The organism is Escherichia sp. XD33, from assembly GCF_019375075.1.
Lineage (GTDB): Bacteria > Pseudomonadota > Gammaproteobacteria > Enterobacterales > Enterobacteriaceae > Enterobacter > Enterobacter flexneri_A.
Genome location: NZ_JAENDM010000027.1, coordinates 1 through 16448, shown reverse-complemented (window position 1 = coordinate 16448; position 16448 = coordinate 1). Strand labels below are relative to the sequence as shown.

Sequence of the window (16448 nt, the reverse complement as noted above, 5' to 3'; positions counted from 1 at the left end):
CATCAGGCGTAAAGCATCTTACTTAGTAGCTGCTGGCGCTCTTACCGTCGCCGTGACCCAGCGCTTTCAGCAGGCTTGCCAGCAGGCTGGAAGCACCAAAGCGGTAGTGACGCGCATCAGCCCAGTCAGCACCAAACAGTTCATCTGCGATGGCGAGATATTTCTGCGCATCTTCCGCAGTACGCACGCCGCCCGCCGGTTTGAAACCAACGGTTTTTTCTACGCCCATATCACGGATCACTTCCATCATGATGCGCGCGCTTTCCGGCGTCGCGTTCACAGCCACTTTACCGGTAGAGGTTTTGATGAAGTCCGCACCCGCTTTGATGGAGATTTCAGACGCTTTACGGATCAGCGCTTCGTCTTTCAGTTCGCCGGTTTCGATGATCACTTTCAGCAGTACATTCGCTGCCGCGCAAGCCTCTTTACAGGCTTTCACCAGGTCAAAACCAACCTGCTCGTTGCCCGCCATCAGCGCGCGGTACGGGAACACAACGTCAACTTCATCTGCACCGTAGGCGATTGCCGCACGGGTTTCTGCCAGCGCGATTTCGATGTCATCGTTACCGTGTGGGAAGTTGGTTACCGTAGCGATTCGGATTTCCGGGGTGCCCTGCTCTTTCAGCGTTTTGCGAGCAATCGGGATAAAGCGAGGATAGATACAGATAGCGGCGGTATTGCCGACCGGGGTTTTGGCCTGATGACACAGAGCAATTACTTTCTCGTCGGTGTCGTCGTCATTCAGGGTGGTCAGGTCCATTAATTTCAGTGCACGCAGGCTGCTTGCTTTCAGATCAGTCATTTCATTCTCCTGGCTTGTCGCCAATAAAATTCACCTTGCGAGTTTGTTAGTATTCTAACATCTACTCCGCAACACACTTCGATATACATCACAATTAAGGAAATCTACTTACAAGTTTGCATCACTGTAATGCGATCTGGTTCAAATAATTCACTTTCAAATGAATGCGTCAGTGGTGGCAAACGCATCAGGATCAAAGTGAACATCACGAAACTTCTTACAATGGCGCATCACCTTCGGCATAAAAGGAAAAGAAGATGCCCACTTCTCATGAAAATGCACTGCAACAACGTTGCCAGCAAATTGTCACCAGCCCAGTGCTTAGCCCGGAGCAGAAGCGCCATTTTCTGGCACTGGAAGCAGAAAACAATCTGCCTTATCCGCAGCTGCCTGCCGAGGCCCGCCGCGCGCTGGATGAGGGTGTAATCTGCGATATGTTTGAAGGTCATGCGCCGTACAAACCGCGCTATGTCTTACCCGATTACGCCCGTTTTCTGGCGAACGGTTCCGAATGGCTGGAGCTGGAAGGCGCGAAAGATCTTGATGACGCACTCTCTCTGCTGACCATTCTTTACCACCACGTACCGTCGGTCACATCGATGCCGGTCTACCTGGGGCAACTGGATGCGTTGTTGCAACCGTATGTTAGAATTCTAACACAAGACGAGATCGATATTCGAATAAAACGTTTCTGGCGTTACCTCGACAGAACCCTGCCAGACGCCTTTATGCACGCCAATATCGGCCCGTCTGATTCGCCCATCACCCGTGCGATATTACGTGCAGATGCAGAGTTGAAGCAGGTTTCACCGAACCTGACCTTTATCTACGATCCAGAAATCACCCCTGATGACCTGCTGCTGGAAGTGGCGAAGAACATCTGTGAATGTAGCAAACCGCACATCGCCAACGGTCCGGTGCATGATAAAATTTTCACAAAAGGGGGCTACGGGATTGTGAGCTGTTACAACTCACTGCCGCTGGCGGGTGGTGGCAGCACGCTGGTACGCCTTAACCTGAAAGCCATTGCCGAGCGCAGCGAATCGCTGGATGACTTCTTTACGCGCACTCTACCGCACTACTGCCAGCAGCAGATCGCCATCATCGATGCGCGGTGTGAATTCCTCTATCAACAATCACACTTCTTTGAGAATAGCTTCCTGGTGAAAGAAGGGCTGATTAACCCTGAACGTTTTGTGCCAATGTTTGGCATGTATGGGCTGGCGGAAGCGGTTAACTTGCTGTGTGAGAAAGAAGGGATTGCCGCGCGCTACGGTAAAGAAGCCGCCGCAAATGAAGTGGGTTATCGCATCAGCGCGCAACTGGCGGAGTTTGTCGCCAATACCCCCGTGAAATATGGCTGGCAAAAACGCGCCATGTTACACGCACAGTCGGGGATCAGTTCCGATATCGGCACCACGCCGGGCGCGCGTTTGCCGTATGGCGATGAGCCAGATCCGATCACCCATCTGCAAACTGTCGCCCCGCATCATGCTTATTATTATTCCGGCATCAGCGACATTCTGACCCTCGACGAAACCATCAAACGTAACCCGCAGGCACTGGTACATCTTTGCCTCGGTGCCTTTAAAGCCGGAATGCGTGAATTTACCGCCAATGTCAGCGGTAACGATCTGGTTCGCGTTACCGGTTATATGGTGCGTTTGTCGGATTTAGAAAAATATCGCGCCGAAGGTTCACGCACCAACACCACCTGGCTGGGCGAAGAAGCCGCACGCAACACTCGTATTCTGGAACGCCAGCCGCGCGTGATAAGCCATGAACAGCAGATGCGCTTTAGTCAGTAAGATTATCCCCTTCTCCTGCGTTGACGGGCCAGGCAGTCGTCTGGCTCTGTTTTTGCAGGGCTGCAATCTGCGCTGCAAAAACTGTCACAATCCGTGGACGATGGGACGCTGCAATGATTGCGGAGAGTGCGTGCCACAGTGTCCGCATCAGGCGTTGCAGATTGTTGACGGCAAAGTGCTGTGGAACGCTGTGGTCTGCGAGCAGTGTGATACCTGCCTGAAGATGTGTCCGCAACATGCCACGCCAATGGCGCAATCCATGAGCGTGGATGAGGTGCTTAGCCATATCCGCAAAGCGGTGCTGTTTATCGAAGGGATAACGGTAAGCGGCGGCGAAGCCACGACCCAGCTGCCGTTTGTGGTGGCGCTGTTTACAGCCATCAAAAACGATCCGCAACTGCGCCACCTCACCTGCCTCGTGGACAGTAACGGTATGTTGAGCGAAACCGGCTGGGAAAAATTACTCCCGGTGTGTGACGGCGCAATGCTCGATCTCAAAGCGTGGGGGAGCGAATGTCATCAACAATTAACCGGACGCGATAATCAGCAGATTAAGCGCAGCATCTGTTTGCTGGCAGAGCGCGGTAAGCTGGCGGAACTGCGTTTGCTGGTAATCCCTGGCCAGGTGGATTATTTGCAACACATCGAAGAACTGGCGGTGTTTATCAAGGGACTTGGCGATGTTCCGGTACGCCTGAACGCGTTTCATGCCCACGGCGTGTATGGCGAGGCGCAAAGCTGGGCGAGCGCCACGCCGGAAGACGTTGAGCCGTTGGCTGATGCGTTAAAGGTGCGCGGGGTGAGCCGGTTGATATTTCCGGCGCTCTATTTGTGACATGCCGGATACGGCCTACGGTTCGGCACAGACCTGTAGGCATGATAAGACGCGACAAGCGTCGCATCAGGCATTATGCGCCGACTGCCGGATGCGGCGTGAACGCCTTATCCGGCCTACGGTTCGGCACAAACCTGTAGGCATGATAAGACGCGACAAGCGTCGCATCAGGCATTGTGCGCCAACTGCCGGATGCGGCGTGAACGCCTTATCCGGCCTACGGTTCGGCACAAACCTGTAGGCATGATAAGACGCGACAAGCGTCGCATCAGGCATTATGCGCCGACTGCCGGATGCTGCCTACGAAGGGTAAACTACCCACTAACGCTAAACAACGCATACGTATTATTAAGCAACACTTCGGCAATCTCATCTTCTGGTTCCGGGCGCAACTCGCAAAGCACGTCAAACACCCGCACAGCCTGTTCCGGTCGGTTAGGCTGCCCCTGAAAGCCGTTGAGCGGCATATCCGGCGCGTCGGTTTCCAGCAACAACGATGCCAGCGGTAATTTTGCGATGACATCGCGGGTTTTACTGGCGCGTGGATAGGTGATAGTACCGCCTACGCCGATTTTGTAGCCCAGCTGTACAAACCGCTCGGCCTGTTGCAGGCTGCCGGAAAAACCGTGAACCACGCCAGTGCACGGTAAATCGTGACGTTTAAGATGCATCGCCAGTTTGTCGTGTGTACGCCGGGAATGAAGGATCACCGGCAGATCGTAGCGTTTCGCCAGTTTCAGCTGTTCGTCGAGTAACCACTGCTGCCTCTCAAATTGCGGATCGTCGCCGAAGAGATCCAGACCGATCTCCCCCACCGCCACCACCTTCGCCGGACGCCTTTCCAGCGCCTGCTGTAGCTGATCAAGAGACACATCGCTATGTTTTTCCAACATCCCCGGATGCAACCCCAATGCGGCATACAGCGGTTGATATTTTTCCGCTAACGCCTGCACGCGGGCAAAATTTTCCGCCTCTGTCGCCGGAACAATGATCTTGCCTACGCCCGCTTGTGCCGCGCGTTGCAGGCTGGCCTCTTCATCGCCACTAAACGGCGGGAAATCAAAATGGCAGTGGGTATCGATAAAACGGCAAATCAAGCCAGATCCTCATTGTTAAATGTCGGGTCGTTCGCCTGCGGAGCATCGCTCACTTCGGCAACCAGCGTATCGTTGGCGACTGGCGCAGGCGGAATAACGATCGATTCCGGCGTCACCACTGGCACCAGATGGCGGGTAAGCGGCGCTTTTTCAGTTAATAGCTTGCCAACCGTGGCGAGGAAATAACGACCGCATAAACGCCCAAGTTTATAGTCTTCACGCAGCGCCGGAATCCGACTGCCAAGCGCGATACTATGTAATGGTTTCGGTGGATAAATTTCGAATATCCGCAGCTTGCCCGGTGGTTTCTCAATAAATTGCTGAATGTCACGATAGCTGGTTTCATGATGCTGCACCAGATTGACCAGCGGCTGCAGGCTACTGTCACCCAGCCAGCGTTCCATGCGTTTGAACCACTGCGGCGTGTAGTACATTTGTGACGGCACAGTGCGGATGACGACCAACGTTTTAGCGCCCTGCCTTGCCGCCTCTTTAACCGGAATCGCATCACTGATCCCGCCATCCAGGTAGTTAATGCCTTCCAGCGACACTCCGCTACGATAAAAGCCAGGTATCGCACTGGAGGCGCGAATCACATCCAGCCAGTTTTGTTTGGTTGGTAAAAAGTAATTAGGCGCGTAGTCATCCTGACGACAGGCGCACATATAAAACGATTTGCCGCTGTCAAACAACCGCGCGGCGGTATCCATTTGCAACGGCATCTGGCTTGCGGTGGCCTCCACCAGCCAGTCGAGATCGATAAGATTTCCTCCACGGACAAAGCGCAATGGATCGAAAAATTCGCGTTTTGTGGTATAGCGCATGATGACTTTGCGCGCGTAACCGGGCTGATTGCAGATAAACGCCGAGAGGTTCTGCGCCCCGGCAGATGTGCCGAGATAAAGATCGAAAGGATTAAACTGCGCGCGCATAAACTCATCCAGCACGCCAGCCGTGAAAATTCCACGCTGTCCGCCGCCTTCGCACACCAGAGCTATTCGTCCAGGCTGGAACGGCCTTAGCGACAACGGCGCAATATTACCAAGCGTTACAGGTATTCGCTGCCCCACCTCTGCCTTCCTGTTTTTGTTGTGAAAGAATGACAAAGTAACGCAATTTATTATTCGCTAAAACCGCAAAAGCCAGTCCGCTGGACTGGCTTTGGATAAAATTTTCTTAATGGTCTGAAATCTAGGGTCGTTTTCGGCCCATGAACAAACTCACCAGGAACAGAATAATCCCGACGACAAAGACAATTTTAGCTGCGCCTGCAGCGGTACCGGCCAGACCACCAAACCCAAGTGCGGCGGCGATTAACGCGATAACCAGAAATATGATGCCCCAACGAAACATAAGCGTCTCCTTTACCATAGTTAATGTCACCGCTTGATATGAGCGTGAAAATCACTCAATGCGATATTTTTAGTGTGGTGCACATCGCGCCTCCCGACAAAGTTCGGGAGGACGAATTACGACGAATTACTTAGTTTTCAGATCATTTTTAACGCTTTTCACACCATCTACCGCTTTGGCGATACTTTCAGCACGGTCGCTCTGTGCCTGGGAATCGACGGTACCGGAGAGCTGAACCACGCCGTCGGTGGTTTCAACTTTCACATGACGGGAAGGGACGATATCGTCCGCCAGCAGTTTGGCTTTGATTTCACTGGTGGTGGCGGTGTCACCCGCGTAGCCCTTCACAGAGCCTTCTTTAGCGTCGCGAACGTGCAGTTTGTCGCTGACAGAGGTCACCCCTTCAACGCCTTTCGCCACTTTCACTGCCTCTTCGGCCTGAGCCTGGCTTTCAACGAAACCGCTCAGGGTCACGACTTTTTGATCGGTTTTGACAGAGATATCGGTGCTCTTGATGTTGTCATGATCCACCAGCGCCGCCTTCACTTTCGCGGTGATGGCGCTGTCATCCATGAAATTACCGACTTTATTCATAGAGCTATCGACTTTTTGCCCTGCGCTTTCATTGGTAGTCTGTGCGTTGTTTTCCGCGTAGGCAGAGCCGGTCGCGACGGCAGAGGTCAACATTACAGCCAGCAGAGTTTTCGAAATCTTCAGTCTTGTCATAGTCATCGATTTATTCCTGTATGTTTGCTCGTAATTTGAGCCTGGCAACACGAGGTTGCATTGCTGAATAGGGAGAGACTTCACCCTCTACAGAAGTCAATGGTCGCCATCACAAAAGCGATGGGTGATGAATAACGACCATTACAGCCTCTGAATCAGTTATTAATATCGGTAGAATGACAATCGACGGCTTTAGATACTGATATCTACGCATTGAACGGTATTTAACGCCGTCAGAAATGTCATTACTTTGTTAAATATAGATCACAATTTTGAAACCGCTCGGGATATCAGCGAAAACATAAGCAAAAGTGAATGTTTTAAGAACATTCCGTAAGCGGCTAATAAGGAAGGGAAATTGACAGGGCGCAGCGGCTACCGCGCCCTGGAGGCAAGAATTAATGCTCGCGGGTCTGGTGGAACTGAACGTCCGGATAACGTTCCTGCGCCAGGCGCAGGTTGACCATGCTGGTAGCGATGTAAGCGAGGTTATCGCCGCCATCAAGCGCCAGTTGGCTTTCGTTCTTACGCTTGAACTCTTCGAATTTCTTCGCGTCTGCACATTCTACCCAGCGGGCGGTGGCAACGTTGACTGATTCATATACTGCTTCAACGTTGTATTCGCTCTTCAGGCGCGATACCACTACATCAAACTGCAGCACACCAACTGCACCAACGATCAGATCGTTGTTGGAGATCGGACGGAACACCTGCACCGCGCCCTCTTCGGAAAGCTGTACCAGCCCTTTGAGCAGCTGTTTTTGCTTCAGCGGATCTTTCAGGCGGATACGACGGAACAGTTCTGGTGCGAAGTTCGGAATACCGGTGAACTTCATCATCTCACCCTGGGTAAAGGTGTCGCCGATCTGAATGGTGCCGTGGTTGTGCAGGCCGAGGATATCGCCAGGATACGCTTCTTCAACGTGCGAACGGTCACCCGCCATAAAGGTCAGCGCGTCAGAGATCACCACGTCTTTCGCGGTGCGCACCTGGCGCAGCTTCATGCCTTTTTCATATTTACCGGATACCACGCGCATAAACGCCACGCGGTCGCGGTGTTTCGGGTCCATGTTGGCCTGAATTTTAAATACGAAGCCGGTAAATTTGTCTTCGCTCGCTTCTACGGTACGGGTATCAGTCTGACGCGGCATCGGCGCAGGAGCCCACTCCACCAGGCCATCCAGCATATGATCGACACCGAAGTTACCCAGCGCAGTACCGAAGAATACCGGAGTGATTTCGCCCGCAAGGAACAATTCTTTGTCGAACTCGTTAGACGCGCCTTTCACCAGTTCCAGTTCGTCACGCAGCTGCTGCGCCAGATCTTCACCAACCGCAGCATCGAGATCCGGGTTATTCAGCCCTTTAACAATGCGGACTTCCTGAATGGTGTGACCTTTACCGCTCTGATAGAGATAGGTTTCGTCTTTATAAAGGTGGTAAACGCCTTTAAACAGCTTGCCGCAGCCAATCGGCCAGGTGATCGGTGCGCAGCCGATTTTCAGCTCGTTCTCAACTTCATCGAGCAGTTCCATCGGGTCGCGGATATCACGGTCAAGTTTGTTCATAAAGGTGAGGATCGGCGTGTCGCGCAGACGGGTAACTTCCATCAGCTTACGGGTACGATCTTCAACACCTTTTGCGGCGTCGATAACCATCAGGCAGCAGTCCACCGCCGTCAGGGTACGATAGGTATCTTCCGAGAAGTCTTCGTGCCCCGGGGTGTCTAGCAGGTTAACCAGGCAATCGTGATACGGAAACTGCATCACAGACGTAGTAATGGAGATCCCACGCTGCTTTTCCATCTCCATCCAGTCCGACTTAGCGTGCTGGTTGGAACCACGGCCTTTTACTGTACCGGCGGTCTGAATGGCCTGTCCGAACAGCAGCACCTTCTCGGTGATGGTAGTCTTACCGGCGTCCGGGTGAGAAATAATTGCAAAGGTTCTTCTTTTCGCTACCTCTGCGGCCAAAAGGCTTGTCATAATTGTTGTCTCTTTGATTATGTACAATCATATGTACAAAGAAAAATTCATGCCGCTGATTGTACATTTTGGAGGTATCAGAGCATAGCAGAACATGATCAGTAGGTGTATTTGTAGCCAAAGAACATTTGTACATGCAGCAATCTTTGCTCTATTGACACTGTTTATTTATACAGTTAAAAATAATGCTGTATGCAAACACAGTGTAGAGGGAGTTTTATGCGTATTGAGATCTGCATAGCCAAAGAGAAAATGACTAAAATGCCAAACGGTGCTGTGGATGCGTTAAAGGAAGAATTAACCCGACGCATCAGTAAGCGTTATGACGATGTAGAGGTGATCGTAAAAGCCACCAGCAATGATGGCCTTTCTGTTACGCGCACCACTGATAAAGATTTAGCTAAAACTTTTGTTCAGGAAACTCTGAAAGATACCTGGGAGTCTGCTGACGAGTGGTTTGTATACTCCAACCATAAATGAAGTTAATGACTATTGTGAGCGAGAAACGCGCTACTACTATATAGACAGACAAGATGCACTTACTGAATAAATACTCATAACGGAGAAACCAGCTGTATAGTGAACAATAGATTTCCAGTAGCATATTTTTACTTCACTTTTAGTTATTAATATGATAATCATAAACTACGGCTCTGCCTTAAATTTGTGAGGTTGTTTCGCCTCGAAGGAACTAATGTTAGGACATACGCCACCGTTCAGTCGATGGTAACGCTTCTTAACTAGTGGTCCGCTAAGTGATGCGCAAAGTGATTGGGCAGAGCCGAAACGTTTACAATCCGATAGGAGTTGGTTTTGTCGCTACATGATAAATTATTAATGCATAACTTCGCATTAGCCAATAAAAAAAGCCCTGACTTCATATCTGAACTTCCTCAAATTGAACCTAAACCATACAGCAATGGACATAAAATTAAATGGATAAACCACACACTTACTAGCACTGAAGTTACTCCCCCTGATAACCTGATTAAAATATGCATATTGATTGAGTCAGGGGAAATTGCTATAACATCAGTAAGTGATATTGCCAATTTACTTGGAGTTCCTGCTGGCCAATTACTTTATATACTATATCATAAAAAAGATAATTATCGTACTTTTGAAATAGAAAAGAAGAATGGTAAAAAAAGAGTCATTAATGCTCCTTGTGGCGGTCTATCGATACTCCAAACGAGACTAAAGCCTGTTCTTGAATATTTCTACAGGCCAAAGAAATCTGCTCATGGTTTTATAAAAGGAAAGAGCATCATTACTAATGCTGGGATGCATATTAAAAAAAATTTTGTCGTAAACATTGACCTAGAAAACTATTTCGAATCAATAAGTTTTGCTAGGGTTTATGGAATATTTAAAAGTAAACCTTTTAATTTTGCTCATCCAGCAGCTACTGTTTTAGCTCAGTTATGTACTCACAATGGAAAATTACCTCAAGGTGCGTGTACATCGCCAATATTAGCAAATATTGCATCAGCTTCTCTAGACAAACAGCTCACCCAATTTGCAGGAAGAAAAAAAATATCTTATTCTAGGTATGCTGACGACATAACTTTTTCTTTCAATCAGAGAAATATTGATATAATCAAAAAAAACGACGACGGAAGTTATAGTCTTAGTGAAACTATAGACAATATTATTTCAAAAAATGGCTTTAAAATAAATTATGATAAATTTAGAGTTCAAACCAGAAATACAAGACAAAGTGTTACTGGCTTAGTGGTTAATGATAAAGTTAACATTAACAGAAGATATATAAGAATTACACGTTCAATGATTCATAGATGGACAGATGATAAGCTAAAGTATGCACTTCTCTTTGCTACAGAAAAAGGATATCAGGCAAAGGATAATAACCACGCAATTCAAATTTTCCGAAATCATATTTATGGAAGGCTTAGCTTTATAAAAATGGTTAGAGGGAAAGACTATCCAGGATATTTAAAACTGATGTCATACATGAGTCATAACGATCCATTAAAAACCCAAGAAGGATTGCGAGCAATGAAAGAAACAGAAAACTTTGATGTTTTTATATGCCATGCAAGCGAAGACAAAAAAGACATTGCAATTCCAATATATGACGAGTTAACTAAACTTAAAATTTCAGCCTTCATAGATCATGTTGAGATAAAATGGGGCGACTCCTTAATTGAGAAAATAAATGCAGCACTAGTTAAATCAAAATATGTCATCGCTATTTTATCTGCTAATTCAGTCAATAAGGAATGGCCTCAAAAAGAATTAAGGGCAGTTTTAGCCAGCGAAATATCGAGTGGCGACGTAAAACTTTTGACCTTATTAAAAAAAGAAGACGAGGAGGTCGTAAACCTATCATTACCTTTACTTAGTGATAAGTATTATATGGTCTATGATAATAATCCTGAAGTAGTCGCCAACAATATTAAATCACTCTTACAACGATAATTCTCTCACAAAAGCAAATGTGCAGATTGATGCGTATTAAGTATTAATCTGCACATACAAAAAATCAATAAAATAATATATTTTTCATAACTTGTAGGTAACAACAATATATGTCGTAACGAATAGTTGGATAACCTCTATACCCTATTAATCAACCAATTAACTCTATGTAATCTCGCAGCCTCAAAACCCGACTATTGTTCTCTTAACAGTCAGTTCACGTTCCATTTCGGCCTGAGCCCCATAACATGGAAGAAAAAACGCCCCCAGTCAGTCCAGCTTTCAGACAATCAGTGTGTCACCTGCCGATAATATTCTGAGTAGTTTTTTCAGCCCAGGCCTTTCGGACTTTGTACCACTGATTTTATCTTCAAAATCAGCGCGCATACTTCGTAATCCAGCAAGCTCTTGTATATGACGTTATTATGGCTACAGCAGTAACGATTATTCCATAACAGGTACTGTAGGCCACTCAATATCAGGTGCAGTTGATGTATCAACACGATTCAGCAACACCCGATACTTCTTCCAGGCTTCAAGCAACGAGGTTTCTTCCTCCGTTGCGATTTCCAGATCTGCAGCATCCTGAAGCGGCGCAATATGCTCACTGGCTACCTGCATCAGGCTGTTTTTTGTTTCTTCCGCCTCTCGGATCCGGAGCAGTTTTTCTGCTTCTGCATCTTTCACCCAGGCTGTGCCGTTCCACTTCTGATATTCCCCTTCCGGCGACAACCAGGTGACATTTTCCGGTAATGAGCCGAGTTCAGAAATAAATAACGCGTCGCCGGAAGCCACGTCATAGACCGTTTTTCCCCGATGGTCTTCAACGAGATGCCACGATGCCTCATCACTGTTGAAAACAGCCACAAAGCCAGCAGGAATATCTGGCGGTGCAATATCGGTACTGTTTGCAGGCAGACCTGTATGAGGTGGAATATATGCGTCACCTTCACCAATAAATTCATTAGTTCCGGACAACAGATTATAAATTTTTATGGTCCGTGCTTGTTCACTCATTCTGAATGCCATTATGCAAGCCTCACAATATAGTTAAATGCGATGTTTTTGACGGTGTTTTCCGCGTTACCAGCAGCGTTAACGGTGATGGTGTGTCCATGTGAGCCAATCGCAACCGAGTGCGTATGAGCACCAATACTGACAGTATGTGCATGTGCGCCTGCGCTTGCAGCAGTACCCGATACAGAGTGCGCGTGACGCGGTAAATTTAAAAATCGACAAATATCGTCCAGGAGCGCCATTTTCAATGGCTGGAGATAGCAATCAACATGTGTTGTTTGCAATGTTTGGCGAAATTCACTGATTTTTCATGCCCCACCCATGCCCCAAGAGGCCTGCCACGCGAAATCTCCCATCAATTGACAGCAACTAAACAACCGCATTGTCCTGGCGCACATCGCAGATAGTAAACGTCACGACGCCGATGACATTAACATCGTCCAAGGCCTCGCCCTCGATCGCTTCACCATCTTCAGTAATCAGTGACTTTCCTCTCAGCGTGGCAAGCTCCGTCCCGCCGCCGTGCTGTATAAGTAGTTGGCTACCCTGCTTCGGCTTCAGGGAGATATCCAGTACAACGTAACCACCAGATCGCTCGAAAACTAGCGTGTTTGGGCCGACATTGCAGATCAAGTTAACAGACAACCTTTGCTCGACGTAGTCCGTCGCGGGTGAAGGGAATCCCATTAGATCACCCTCCCCATGTTGGCCATCATCCACAGCCTGTTTTCGCTATGGTCCGGCGTCTTATCGACGAAATACGTCTGCTCGCGTGCGATCCAGGCGTTAGCCTCCACCTCGGAAAAGTGGATGCCGCGCCGGCGCAGCGAAGTAACGAAGTCGCGGGTGTGAAGGTACTGGAACCACTTGGAACTGCGCAAAATTGACTCGCGGAAAGCCGCGGCGATGTCTGACTGTCGAAGCATGATCTGCCCTCCGATAAACACTGTTTTTATATACAGTAGTTTTAAAGCGAGAGCAGATCAAGACCCTTCTCTACCAGTTCCATGCTGCAAGAACAGGAGCAACCAGAGCATCACCCCACTGCGCTCCCCCAAGCTCTCCGGGGTGGACGTCATCAGGTAACGATACAGTCTGAACACCCGTATCACTGGTTGCTGTGATAGTTTCGTTCATCCCGTATTTGTAGCTCAGCTGTGCCCATGCAGGCGCCACAATTATCTTTTCGCTCAGGCGATTGTCGAACTTCCTGATCTTCTCCGTTATCCATTTGGCAAAGTCAGGCCAGTTCTGCGGTGCGCTGACTCCTGACCAGCCAAATGCCTGGTGAGAAATAACGAAACGGGAATTCGCTATTTTCTCCCTGAATTTGGCGATCATGAATTCCTGCGCATCAACGGTCTGCTGAGGCGTATAGCTATAGTAGAGGTCGTTGTATCCTAGCTGAATAACAACTACCAGTTTGTCGCTGGTGCTCACCCCTGACGCCGCCATCCACGCAGTGACATCAAAAATGTGATACCCCGCCAGATTAGGGTTATCTGCATAGCTCTGGCCAGAGTAGGCCTTGTCGTAACAGTACTGTGGATAAGCGGCGAAATCGGCAGCTACCGCATCTCGCAGGAAGGGCTGCGAGAAGTTCGTCTTCTGCGTCTTCCCGATATAGTCGAACGTCGTCCAGCCCCCACGACCGTCAAATGGGATGCCTGCAGCCGGTGTATTTGGCAGAACATAGCCGCCGTCATCGGTCATGCCGCGAGTGGTCCTTGAACCAGCCCCGACATAGGTGGCGCCCGTAGCATTAATGGCAAAATAAAGCCACGGGACGCACCGCTCTCCAAGGCTGTCCATTATTGTGGCGACTTTTACGCTTCCTGTTTGAGTCGCCGCCAGCTTGGTGAAGGCTGCTTTCTTCCGGAATACATTCCCAGAGCCGTCTGCGCGGGCATTAATATTCAGCGTTGGGCCATTAATTTCCGATGGCATTATCATCGCGTCAGGAACCGCATCTTTAAGCAGTACCGATTTACCTTCATAACCATGACTTGACAGGACGATATCTGCTCCATTACGCCAAGGCCTGTCACCGCTGACCATGTTGGCACCGTAGAAGCGCTGCGGGCGACCATCCACTGCGTAGAAGTATGATGGAAAAATAACGTCGGTATTCTGGTTTGTTACCTGCCCACTCTCCAGGGCTGTTACGCGGCTGTCAAGGGAAATAGAAGATGCCATTAGCCCGTACAGGATGGCCGTTGCCGGGGTGAAAAATACCCCATCTGCCGAAATCGGAATCATCGTCACATCGGCTGTGTAACCGCCAGATTTGGCAGGAGAATATACGCCCCACCCGGAGAAAACCTGACCCGATGCGATTGCGAGGTCTACCTCGTGGTATTTCCCGTCAGCGATTAGCGCCTTTTCGTTCGCCCCCCACGCGTTACCGTTCCTACTCTGGATTTTCAGCGCTGCGTCTTCTGATGTGATTTTGTACATCATCTTCACGGTTGACGCGTCGGATATTGCGTTGATTGTGTTCAACAATTGCTTATACGCGGTTCCAGCATCAGAAAGCGTATATGTGTAAGGTGAACTTTTAACGAAAGAGTCGAAGGTAGAATCTTGTGACAAGATCGCAAGAATAGCATTAGCTGAAGCGATGGCTGAATACAGAGAATCGATCTGTTCTGTCAGAGCATTTTTCTGTCCATAGTTTACCTCTGCAAATATACTCCCTGATGAAACTTCTGCTTTTGAGTATATTTTAAGTTGTTTAGTGTCAGCTGAAGCGACAAGTTTAACTGTCTGCCGTACTCCACCCCCAGCCAACTGCACTTCGTCACCAGTCCATGTACTACCATTAGCCAGACGCGCAAAAAGCCTGCCGGAAGTTATATTCAGTGCATAATTAAGCTCAACTGTTGCCCCGGATGCCACGTTAATATTCGCATACATCTCCGAATAGACGCCCGTCGAATTGACGTAATTTACTCGGTTGTTATTAACCTGCGAGAAAACAGAGAATGGGTATCCGTTGTTATTAACCCACGAATCTACAGAACCAATACGCACCTTCCCATTTAAACTGGAAATGCTATCCAGTGAGTTAAGAATTGCTGTAGTAATAGCATTCTTCTTCGATGCGTAGGCGATAATCGATAACTGAACAGTGGTTGCAAGCCTTGTATTAACGCTGATAGCCAGGAGCGTTGCTGTAGCTGCGGTAGCGGTAAGCTGCAATTCCTGCCAGTCATTTGAAGAGGTCAACGTTGGCTGATTACTCACAAATGTGCCGTTCAGCGATGTTTTTAATCCAATGGTTGGGGCGCCTCCGGTTCCGCTGTATTTATAACGGACAGTGATAATATCTCCTACAGCAACAGGAGATAATAAAGCAGAGTAAGCCTCTCGGTATGCAATAGTGCTTACAGCAGCTACATTCATCGATACCGAGTTTTCATTCGGCGATGACAATGAATCAAAGGGATAAAGGTTGTTATTAACCCACGAATCAACACACCCAATTACCACTGACTTCCTGCTGGCTATTTTTCTCCCTGTAGGCGTTAAAGTTCCTGAGGTATTTGTATATTCATCAGCAATAATATTTTCTGATGCGTTTAATGCAAAGCATTTTCCCCCATTTAAAATATTACCAGCATCTGCATCTGCCTGGGCTGCCGTTGTTGTCGGAAATACTCGGATGGTTCCTGTTACCGCAGCAGTGCCGGGCTGCTTCGCCTGCAGTACGGCCACACCTGCTTTGTTTTGATACTGCCATGCAGCAGAAAGCGCATCTGGCCCCTGGGCTACCCAGAACGACTGGCCGTCTGTAGTTGCTGCCAGCCCTGCGATGGTGCCATCTGGATCGCTTGAGGTTTTATAGAATGTGAACTTATTCCGTGCATATTCAGAGGCATCATTCTTGTACTCTTCGGCCTGTCTGGCTGACTTCTTCGCGGCTGCCGTGTTCTGTGCCACCGCGGACGCGTTACGCGCCACCTCTTCCACCATCAGTTCAAAACGGCGCAGTGCCTCAGGACGGGCATCATCCTCCGTCATGGCACCGAGAAAATCATTCAGCGTACCCGGTTGTGAGTCTTCATACACGGTGATGGTCCCGGCATGCGATGGCGGGAAGCCTTCCACCAACAGAATAACGCTGTACTGACCGTACTCAACGTCCATGCTGTAACGCCCGGCTTCATCCGGATTTTCTGAGGCCAGCGTGTTCACCACCACCGTGGTGCTGTTACGTTTTGCTTTCAGCTGGATTGTGCAGTTCTGTACCGGTTTTCCTGTGCCGTCTTTCAGTACACCTGAAATCTTTACTGCCATATTCACCCCACAAAAAAGCCCGCCTGAACCGGCGGGCTGTCATAACACTGTGTTACCTGGCTAATCAGAACTTATAACCGACAC

At 48.9% G+C, this 16448-nt stretch carries 13 protein-coding genes and 3 pseudogenes; 4 read left to right on the top strand and 12 right to left on the bottom strand.

Translation table 11 applies throughout. From position 1 onward, the window contains the following. Positions 1–22: 22 nt before the first annotated feature. Complete coding sequence (gene deoC, locus K0778_RS15935) at positions 23–802, bottom strand: deoxyribose-phosphate aldolase (RefSeq protein WP_001295412.1); 780 nt, start codon at positions 800–802, stop codon at positions 23–25. Between the two features lie 257 nt (positions 803–1059). Here deoC and K0778_RS15930 point away from each other — a divergent pair, with 257 nt between their 5' ends. Further along, a complete protein-coding gene (locus K0778_RS15930; protein WP_063084553.1) occupies positions 1060–2610 on the top strand; it encodes a YjjI family glycine radical enzyme in 1551 nt (516 codons plus the stop codon). Beyond that, positions 2582–3445, top strand: coding sequence for a YjjW family glycine radical enzyme activase (locus tag K0778_RS15925; protein WP_001088378.1), 864 nt, complete (start codon positions 2582–2584; stop codon positions 3443–3445). The genes K0778_RS15930 and K0778_RS15925 overlap by 29 nt, the downstream gene beginning before the upstream one ends. A 314-nt stretch (positions 3446–3759) precedes the next feature. On the opposite strand, the gene K0778_RS15920 is transcribed toward K0778_RS15925, so the two are convergent. The 5 genes from K0778_RS15920 to prfC form a co-directional block, all read right to left on the bottom strand. After that, entirely contained in the window at positions 3760–4542 is a 783-nt protein-coding gene (locus K0778_RS15920) for a metal-dependent hydrolase (RefSeq protein WP_000563058.1), read from the bottom strand. Then, on the bottom strand, positions 4539–5612 hold the full coding sequence (locus tag K0778_RS15915; protein ID WP_001299799.1) for a patatin family protein: 1074 nt from the start codon (positions 5610–5612) through the stop codon (positions 4539–4541). Before K0778_RS15915 ends, K0778_RS15920 begins: the two co-directional genes overlap by 4 nt. Before the next feature lie 121 nt (positions 5613–5733). Further along, complete coding sequence (locus tag K0778_RS15910) at positions 5734–5895, bottom strand: DUF1328 domain-containing protein (protein ID WP_000490275.1); 162 nt, start codon at positions 5893–5895, stop codon at positions 5734–5736. Between the two features lie 126 nt (positions 5896–6021). Next, positions 6022–6627 carry a molecular chaperone OsmY gene (gene osmY / locus K0778_RS15905; protein WP_001295748.1) on the bottom strand — a complete coding sequence of 202 codons (606 nt, stop codon included), beginning with the start codon at positions 6625–6627 and terminating at the stop codon, positions 6022–6024. 392 nt (positions 6628–7019) lie between these two features. Continuing rightward, positions 7020–8606, bottom strand: coding sequence for a peptide chain release factor 3 (gene prfC / locus K0778_RS15900; protein ID WP_000202564.1), 1587 nt, complete (start codon positions 8604–8606; stop codon positions 7020–7022). A 219-nt stretch (positions 8607–8825) separates the two neighbouring features. Here prfC and K0778_RS15895 point away from each other — a divergent pair, with 219 nt between their 5' ends. Both K0778_RS15895 and K0778_RS15890 read left to right on the top strand, forming a co-directional pair. After that, positions 8826–9086: a DinI-like family protein gene (locus tag K0778_RS15895; protein ID WP_001217545.1), complete on the top strand. Its 261-nt coding sequence runs from the start codon at positions 8826–8828 to the stop codon at positions 9084–9086. A gap of 357 nt (positions 9087–9443) precedes the next feature. Beyond that, the gene (locus tag K0778_RS15890; RefSeq protein WP_029365257.1) at positions 9444–11048 is read left to right on the top strand and encodes a TIR domain-containing anti-phage reverse transcriptase; all 1605 of its coding nucleotides are present in this window, start codon (positions 9444–9446) and stop codon (positions 11046–11048) included. A 183-nt stretch (positions 11049–11231) separates the two neighbouring features. Here K0778_RS15890 and K0778_RS15885 read toward each other — a convergent pair. From K0778_RS15885 to K0778_RS28605, 6 genes and pseudogenes are all read right to left on the bottom strand, one after another. Next, positions 11232–11462, bottom strand: a pseudogene (locus tag K0778_RS15885) (recombinase family protein). A 30-nt stretch (positions 11463–11492) separates the two neighbouring features. Continuing rightward, positions 11493–12077 (bottom strand): tail fiber assembly protein, encoded by a 585-nt coding sequence (locus K0778_RS15880; RefSeq protein ID WP_153449100.1) that lies wholly within the window; start codon positions 12075–12077, stop codon positions 11493–11495. Further along, positions 12077–12262, bottom strand: a pseudogene (locus K0778_RS15875) (hypothetical protein); the annotation flags it as partial. The pseudogene K0778_RS15875 and the gene K0778_RS15880, both read right to left, overlap by 1 nt. 172 nt (positions 12263–12434) lie before the next feature. Beyond that, complete coding sequence (locus tag K0778_RS15870; protein WP_153449099.1) at positions 12435–12752, bottom strand: hypothetical protein; 318 nt, start codon at positions 12750–12752, stop codon at positions 12435–12437. Next, positions 12752–12991 carry a hypothetical protein gene (locus K0778_RS15865; RefSeq protein WP_153449098.1) on the bottom strand — a complete coding sequence of 80 codons (240 nt, stop codon included), beginning with the start codon at positions 12989–12991 and terminating at the stop codon, positions 12752–12754. The genes K0778_RS15870 and K0778_RS15865 overlap by 1 nt, the downstream gene beginning before the upstream one ends. Positions 12992–15919: 2928 nt before the next feature. Then, positions 15920–16364, bottom strand: a pseudogene (locus K0778_RS28605) (prophage tail fiber N-terminal domain-containing protein); the annotation flags it as partial. Positions 16365–16448: the final 84 nt, after the last annotated feature.

What these genes read in the sequence shown, in the direction of transcription:
- K0778_RS15930 (WP_063084553.1), top strand. Translation starts at nt 1,060, where the DNA reads ATGCCCACTTCTCATGAAAATGCACTGCAACAACGTTGCCAGCAAATT.
- deoC (WP_001295412.1), bottom strand. Translation starts at nt 802, where the DNA reads ATGACTGATCTGAAAGCAAGCAGCCTGCGTGCACTGAAATTAATGGAC.
- osmY (WP_001295748.1), bottom strand. Translation starts at nt 6,627, where the DNA reads ATGACTATGACAAGACTGAAGATTTCGAAAACTCTGCTGGCTGTAATG.
- K0778_RS15925 (WP_001088378.1), top strand. Translation starts at nt 2,582, where the DNA reads ATGAACAGCAGATGCGCTTTAGTCAGTAAGATTATCCCCTTCTCCTGC.
- K0778_RS15910 (WP_000490275.1), bottom strand. Translation starts at nt 5,895, where the DNA reads ATGTTTCGTTGGGGCATCATATTTCTGGTTATCGCGTTAATCGCCGCC.
- K0778_RS15880 (WP_153449100.1), bottom strand. Translation starts at nt 12,077, where the DNA reads ATGGCATTCAGAATGAGTGAACAAGCACGGACCATAAAAATTTATAAT.
- K0778_RS15895 (WP_001217545.1), top strand. Translation starts at nt 8,826, where the DNA reads ATGCGTATTGAGATCTGCATAGCCAAAGAGAAAATGACTAAAATGCCA.
- K0778_RS15865 (WP_153449098.1), bottom strand. Translation starts at nt 12,991, where the DNA reads ATGCTTCGACAGTCAGACATCGCCGCGGCTTTCCGCGAGTCAATTTTG.
- prfC (WP_000202564.1), bottom strand. Translation starts at nt 8,606, where the DNA reads ATGACAAGCCTTTTGGCCGCAGAGGTAGCGAAAAGAAGAACCTTTGCA.
- K0778_RS15890 (WP_029365257.1), top strand. Translation starts at nt 9,444, where the DNA reads ATGCATAACTTCGCATTAGCCAATAAAAAAAGCCCTGACTTCATATCT.
- K0778_RS15870 (WP_153449099.1), bottom strand. Translation starts at nt 12,752, where the DNA reads ATGGGATTCCCTTCACCCGCGACGGACTACGTCGAGCAAAGGTTGTCT.